Annotated in this window: 6 protein-coding genes; 2 read left to right on the top strand and 4 right to left on the bottom strand. The window is 77.7% G+C overall.

The genetic code is table 11. The features are described 5' to 3' along the window. Positions 1 to 12: 12 nt before the first annotated feature. The 4 genes from K1J50_RS18310 to K1J50_RS18295 are packed head-to-tail and all read right to left on the bottom strand — an operon-like array spanning position 13 to position 2,853. Entirely contained in the window at positions 13 to 567 is a 555-nt protein-coding gene (locus tag K1J50_RS18310) for a DUF3305 domain-containing protein (RefSeq protein ID WP_220119196.1), read from the bottom strand. Further along, positions 564 to 1,598 (bottom strand): DUF6352 family protein, encoded by a 1,035-nt coding sequence (locus K1J50_RS18305; protein ID WP_220119195.1) that lies wholly within the window; start codon positions 1,596 to 1,598, stop codon positions 564 to 566. Before K1J50_RS18305 ends, K1J50_RS18310 begins: the two co-directional genes overlap by 4 nt. After that, positions 1,595 to 2,131, bottom strand: a complete 537-nt coding sequence (locus tag K1J50_RS18300) for a DUF6505 family protein (RefSeq protein ID WP_220119194.1) — start codon at positions 2,129 to 2,131, stop codon at positions 1,595 to 1,597. The genes K1J50_RS18305 and K1J50_RS18300 overlap by 4 nt, the downstream gene beginning before the upstream one ends. Beyond that, complete coding sequence (locus K1J50_RS18295) at positions 2,128 to 2,853, bottom strand: biotin/lipoate--protein ligase family protein (RefSeq protein ID WP_255575452.1); 726 nt, start codon at positions 2,851 to 2,853, stop codon at positions 2,128 to 2,130. Before K1J50_RS18295 ends, K1J50_RS18300 begins: the two co-directional genes overlap by 4 nt. 110 nt (positions 2,854 to 2,963) lie before the next feature. Between K1J50_RS18295 and K1J50_RS18290 the strand changes: the two genes are divergently transcribed. Continuing rightward, on the top strand, positions 2,964 to 5,027 hold the full coding sequence (locus tag K1J50_RS18290) for a 4Fe-4S dicluster domain-containing protein (RefSeq protein WP_220119193.1): 2,064 nt from the start codon (positions 2,964 to 2,966) through the stop codon (positions 5,025 to 5,027). Between the two features lie 79 nt (positions 5,028 to 5,106). Then, positions 5,107 to 5,931 carry a 3-methyl-2-oxobutanoate hydroxymethyltransferase gene (gene panB, locus K1J50_RS18285; RefSeq protein ID WP_456304562.1) on the top strand — a complete coding sequence of 275 codons (825 nt, stop codon included), beginning with the start codon at positions 5,107 to 5,109 and terminating at the stop codon, positions 5,929 to 5,931. Positions 5,932 to 6,054: the final 123 nt, after the last annotated feature.

Genomic DNA, 6,054 nt, shown 5'->3' with positions numbered 1-6,054 from the left:
CGCCGGCGGCCGTCACCGTGCCGGGCCCTCCTCGTCCTCCTGCGGCGTCGCGCCGCCGCCGCGCGGCCTGCCGGCGGCGAGCGCCTCCGGGTCGGCGCGGTGGCGGCGGCGCTTGGGAACGGCCCGCTCGACGTGATGGCGCGCGACGAAGGCCTCGGTCACGGCGCGCAGGCCGGGCGGCATGGGAAGCGACTCCAGCAGATCGTTCCCGGCGTCGGCGTAGAGGTGCGCCTCGCCCGCATCCACCGTCACGGTGTGCAGCGCCATGCCCGGCTCCGCCTCGACCGGGCGCAGCACGACCCAGACCCGCGGCGGATCGGCCGCCAGGTTGGCCCGGTAGTTCGGGGTATCGGTCGGGTGCAGCGCGACCTCGGCATGGCCGGCGAAGTAGAGGGCGCCGCCGTCGTCGCGCCGGCGCAGCACGGTCCAGGGCGCCAGCCCGGGCGGCGCCTCCTCCAGCACCTCCACCGCGCGCCACACCCAGTCCTGCCAGGGCGTGGCGCCGCGCCGGCGCTCGGCGAGCACCGCGACGGGGATGCGCACCGTCCCGGGCGGGTCGCGCATCATGAGGGGGACACCAGCGGCAGCCCCGTCACCAGGTTCTGGGGCTTCATGCGCACCCGGCGCGCCGCGTCCATCGCCAGCGCCAGATATACCGGCCGCCCCCGCACCCGCGGCAGCACCCGCCCGGGGTCGGCGAATTCCAGCACGCCGAGCCAGAGGATGCGCGCCAGCCGCTCCTGCGCCACCCGCTCGCCGTGCCACAGCTCGTTCGCGATCGCCGTCGCCTCCGCGTCGAGGCCGACATGCCAGGTCCAGTCGCGGTCCTCGATCACCGGCACGGCGCGGATCGCGACCGTCTCGCCGAACACGTGGCGGATGAAGCGCGCGAGCGCGCGGGCGAGGCCGGCCTGGCCGGGCCGCCCCTCGGCGATGTCGAGGGCGAAGTCGTGCGCGTCCGACCGCGCGCGGTAACGCGCGGCGTTCGCCTCCGACAGCACCTCGAGCTCGACCTCGCGCGGCGGCGCGCCGGCCTCGGCAAGCAGGCGGCCGAGCGCGCCGAGGCCGCCCGCGGCGGCGCGCGCCGCCACCACCTCTTCGTCGGCGAGCAGCAGCGCGCCCTGGTGGATCGCCGCGCGCTGCGGACGGAAGAACAGCTCGGCGGCGCGCAGCGTGAACGGATCGTCCTCGCCCTCCAGCGCGGCGCGGGCGACGAGGTGGGTCAGCATCTGCAGCAGGACCGGCGGCAGGCCGGACACGCCCTCGCGATAGAGCGCGCACCAGGCCCGCTCCAGCGTCGGGTGCGCCGCGACGCGGTCGCGGAAGGCGAGGAAGTGCGTCCAGTTCTCGCGCGCGTCGGGATCGGCGAGGCGCGCCACCTCCGCCGCCGCCACCGGCCGCAGCGGCGCCTCGAGCAGCGCCGCGTGCAGCGCGCGCTCGGCGGCGCAGGCCTCCGCCGGCGGCACCAGCTCCGGCCGGGCGAGGAAGGCGCGCCAGAGGTCGGGGGTGGCGCGCAGGCACCCCTCCGCGTCGCGGTCGCAGAACAGGTGGCCCGAGGAGACCCAGAACTCGCCGGGCGGCGGCGCGAGGTCGCTCATGCGCCGCCCTCCCGGGCCAGGGCGGCGAGGTCGGGACGCTCCGCCGGCGCCTCGCCCTCGTCCTCCTCGACCGCGGCGAAGACCGGCGCGGCGCTGCGCCGGTGCAGGGTGCGGAAGCGCTCGCGGAAGCCGCCCCCGGCCTCGATCGTGCGGCTCAGCGCGATCACCGTGCCGGGCGGATGGTCGCGGCAGAGGCTCTCGGCGAAGGCGATCTCCTCCTCCGCCGCCGCCCGCGCCGCCGCCTCGTCCGGCGCGCCGTAGGCGGCGAGGAGATGCGCGGCGAGCGCCGCCACCGCCGCCCCCCGCGCCGCCGCCGAGGCCTCCGCCACCTCGACCAGGGTCGCCCAGCCGAAGGAGGAGAGGCCGAGGAATCCGGCGCGGAAGGCCTGGCGCCGCCTGCCGGAGAGCGCCGCGAGGTCGTCGTCCCAGAAGCAGAAGCCCCCCGGCACCGCCCATTCCCCGGGCGCCGCGGCGCGCTCGAACACCAGCGTGTCGGAGGCGTCGAGGCGCAGCGTGCGCGGCAGGCGCGTCATGCCACGCCCTCCGCGACGGCCGCGCGCAGCGAGCGGCGGGTGAGCGCGCCGTCCGGCCGCTGCAGCACCAGGTCGCCGGTGGCGGAATCGAGGCCGCGGCGCGCCGCGCCGGCCTGCGCCGGGTCGCGCTCGAGCCAGCCGAGATACCGCCCGGCCAGGCGCGCGAAGCCGCGCTCCTGCCATTCGTTGAGGCCGGTCATCAGATGCCGTGCCCAGGCGGCGGTCAATTCCGCCGTGTCGGCCTCGTCGAAGCCCTCCTCCTCCAGCGCGGTGCGGCCGGGATCGGTGCCGGGCTCGACGCCCGGGGGAAGGGCGCGGCGGACCTCGACGCCGACCGCGAGCCACGCCGGCACCGCCGTCTCCGCCGCGCCGGGCGGGGCGGCGAGGCGCGCCGCGCCCACCACGCCGCGGTTGACCACCAGCGTCGCCGGCCAGCGCAGCGCGATCTCGGCCTGCGGCGGGCCGAGCGCGGCCAGCGCGTCGGCCATGGCGGCGGCGGCGGCGAGCAGCGCCGGACGGGCGGCGGCAAGCGGCTGCTCGGGCTCCAGCACCACCGCCGCCTCGACCCGGGCATAGGCGCGCACCCAGACGAAGCATCCCGCGCCGTGCTCGGGCGCGAGCGCGACCGCCCGCGCCAGCGCGTCGCCGCCCTCGCGCAGCGCGAAGACCGGACCGAACAGCGGCGGCAGATCGGGCAGCCCGTCTCCCAGTGCGCGATCCATTCCCTCCCGGCCTTCCCTCGGCTGCCGGCGGCGAGTCGCAACCCGGCCTCGGCGGGGATATAAGCCCTTCCGCCCGCCCCTCCCAGGGCGCGGGCGAGAGGAGCGCCGGGATGGCCGGACAAGGCCGCATCGTCTTCGTCTGCAGCTGCGAGGACACCATGCCGCTCGACGGCCGCGCCCTGGCGCGCGGCTGCGGCGGGGAGGTGCGCACCGCCGAGCAGCTCTGCCTCGCCCAGCGCGACCGCTTCCTCGCCGCGCTGCGCGAGGGCCGGCCCCTGACCGTCGCCTGCACCGCCCAGGCGCCGCTGTTCCGCGAGGAGGCGGAGGCGGCGGGCGCCGGCGACGCCTCCCTGGCCTTCGCGAACGTGCGCGAGCATGCGGGCTGGTCCGACGAGGCGCGCGACGCCGGCCCGAAGATGGCGGCCCTGATCGCCGCCGCCGCCGAGCCGATGCCGCCCGTCCCGCTGGTGCCGCTGCGCTCGGAGGGAGTGACGCTGATCCTCGGCCGCGACGCGGTGGCGCTGGAGGCGGCGGAGCGGCTCAAGGACAGGCTCGACCTCACCGTCCTCCTCTCCGGCGAGGAGGAGGTCGCCCCCCCCGCGCACGCCGCCGAGTACCCCATCCTGCGCGGCCGCGCGCGGACCGCGACCGGCTGGCTCGGCGCCTTCGCGGTGACGGTGGACGGCTACGCGGCGCCGCGCCCCTCCTCGCGCGCCGCCTTCCGCTGGGGCCCGGCGCGCGACGGGGCGGTGAGCCGCTGCGACCTGATCCTCGACCTCTCCGGCCGGCCGCCGCTCTTTCCCGCCTTCGCGGTGCGCGCGGGCTACCTGCGCGCCGACCCGCGCGATGCGGCGGCGGTGGAGCGGGCGATCGCGCGCGCCGCCGAGCTGGTCGGCGCGTTCGACAAGCCGCGCTTCGTCGCCTTCGACCCGACGCTCTGCGCCCATGCGCGCAACCGGCGCACCGGCTGCACGCGCTGCCTCGAACTCTGCCCGACGGGGGCGATCGCGCCCGGCATCGCCGCCACCGGCGCGCCGGGGCCCGCCGACAGCGTGCAGCTCAGCGCCGAGATCTGCGCCGGCTGCGGCGCCTGCGCCGCGGTCTGCCCGACCGGCGCGGCGACCTACGCGCTGCCGCCGCCGGAGGCGCTGCTGCGCCGGCTGCGCACCCTGCTCCTCGCCTACCGGGAGGCCGGCGGGCGCGATCCGGTGCTGCTGATCCACGACGCCGCGCACGGCGAGCCGCTGCTCGACGCGCTGGCGCGCCAGGGCGACGGGCTGCCGGCGCGGGTGCTGCCCTTCCGCGTCGGCGAGCCGACGCAGCTCGACCTCGGCGTGCTCGCCGCGGCCCTGGCCTGGGGCGCGGTGGCGGTGCGGGTGCTGCTGCCGGCGCGCCGGCCGGAGGGGGCGGAGGGGGTGCTGCGCAACTGCGCCTACGCCGAGGCGGCGCTGGCGGCCCTGGGCCTCGCCGCGCCCGGGGCGGCGCGCGCCGGGACGATCGAGACCGACGATCCCTTCGCGCTCGGCGAGGCGCTGCGCGCGCTGCGGGTGCCCGCCTTCGGCTTCGCCCCGGCGCGCTTCCTCGCCCTCGGCACGCCGCGCGAGACCGCGCGCCAGGGCTTCGCCGCGCTGCGCGAGGCGGCCGGCGAAGGCGCCCCGGCCGTCCTCCCCCTGCCCGAGCGCGCCCCCTTCGGCGAGGCGCGGGTGCGCACCGAGGGCTGCACGCTCTGCCTCGCCTGCGTCTCGGTCTGCCCGACCGGGGCCCTGGGCGCCAACCCGGACCGGCCCGAGCTGCGCTTCACCGAGGCGGCCTGCGTGCAGTGCGGCCTCTGCGCCGCCACCTGCCCGGAGAAGGTGATCGCGCTCGTCCCGCGCCTGAACCTGGCGCCGGAGGCCGCCGAGCCGCGCGTGGTGAAGGCCGAGGAGCCGTTCCGCTGCCTCGCCTGCGGCAAGCCCTTCGGCACGAGGAGCAGCATCGAGCGGGTGCTGGCGAAGCTCACCGCGGGGGCCGGCCACTGGATGTTCCGCGACCCGGCGCGGCGGCGCGCGCTCATGCTCTGCGAGGACTGCCGCATCGCCGAGGTCACGCAGGCCGGGCTCGATCCCTATGCCGGCCCGCCGCGGCCGGCGCCGCGCACGAACGAGGACTACGGGGCGCCCGACGCCGAAGGCTGACCGCCTTGACAGCCCTGGCGCGGCGCCGGCAGCGCGCCGCGCGACCGCCACAGACGAGGAGAGCACCGTGACCACCGCCATCCGCGCGAGGCGCATCGGCATCCCGGAGATCCGCAGCCGCAAGGGTGGCGCGCCGCTGGTCTGCCTGACCGCCTACACCACGCCGATGGCGCGCTGGCTCGACCCGCACGTGGACCTGCTGCTGGTCGGCGATTCGCTCGGCATGGTGCTCTACGGCTTCGCCAGCACCCTGCCGGTGACGCTCGAGATGATGATCGCCCACGGCGCCGCGGTGGTGCGCGGCGCGGCGCGCGCCTGCGTGATCGTGGACCTGCCCTTCGGCAGCTACCAGGAGAGCCCGGCCCAGGCCTTCCGCAGCGCGGCGCGGGTGATGGCCGAGACCGGCGCGAGCGGCGTCAAGCTCGAAGGCGGCGCCGAGATGGCGGCCACGGTGCGGTTCCTGACCGAGCGCGGCATCCCGGTGTGCGGCCATGTCGGGCTGATGCCGCAGGCGGTGAACCTCGCCGGCGGCTTCCGCGCCACCGGGCGGTCGGAGGAGGAGGCGGAGCGGGTGCGGCGGGACGCGCGGGCGATCGCCGAGGCGGGCGCCTTCGCCGTGGTGCTGGAGGGGGTGCTGGAACCGGTCGCGGCGGCGATCACGCGCGAGGTCGCGGTGCCGACCATCGGCATCGGCGCCTCGCCCGCCTGCGACGGGCAGATCCTGGTCACCGAGGACCTGGTCGGCCTGTTCGCCGACTTCACGCCGCGCTTCGTCAAGCGCTACGCCGATCTCGGCCCGCGCATCGCGGAGGCGGCCGCAGCCTATGCCGAGGAGGTGCGCCGCCGGCGCTTCCCCGGGCCGGAGCACTGCTTCCTGCCGAGATCCGCGCCGGGCGGCGGCTAGGTCCTGAACCCAAACTGCTGGACGCGACGGGCTGGGATCTGATTCAAGTTCCCTGCTGGACGGGAGCTTGGCATGTCGCGGTTCGATCTGAGTGAGGCGGAATGGCGGATCATCGAGCCTCTG

The sequence above is a fragment of the Caldovatus aquaticus genome (assembly GCF_019458025.1).
GTDB lineage: Bacteria > Pseudomonadota > Alphaproteobacteria > Acetobacterales > Acetobacteraceae > Caldovatus > Caldovatus aquaticus.
Note: the sequence above shows the minus strand (reverse complement) of the source record. Positions and strands in the feature narration are given on the sequence as shown.

What these genes read in the sequence shown, in the direction of transcription:
- K1J50_RS18310 (WP_220119196.1), bottom strand. Translation starts at nt 567, where the DNA reads ATGATGCGCGACCCGCCCGGGACGGTGCGCATCCCCGTCGCGGTGCTC.
- K1J50_RS18305 (WP_220119195.1), bottom strand. Translation starts at nt 1,598, where the DNA reads ATGAGCGACCTCGCGCCGCCGCCCGGCGAGTTCTGGGTCTCCTCGGGC.
- K1J50_RS18295 (WP_255575452.1), bottom strand. Translation starts at nt 2,853, where the DNA reads ATGGATCGCGCACTGGGAGACGGGCTGCCCGATCTGCCGCCGCTGTTC.
- K1J50_RS18290 (WP_220119193.1), top strand. Translation starts at nt 2,964, where the DNA reads ATGGCCGGACAAGGCCGCATCGTCTTCGTCTGCAGCTGCGAGGACACC.
- K1J50_RS18300 (WP_220119194.1), bottom strand. Translation starts at nt 2,131, where the DNA reads ATGACGCGCCTGCCGCGCACGCTGCGCCTCGACGCCTCCGACACGCTG.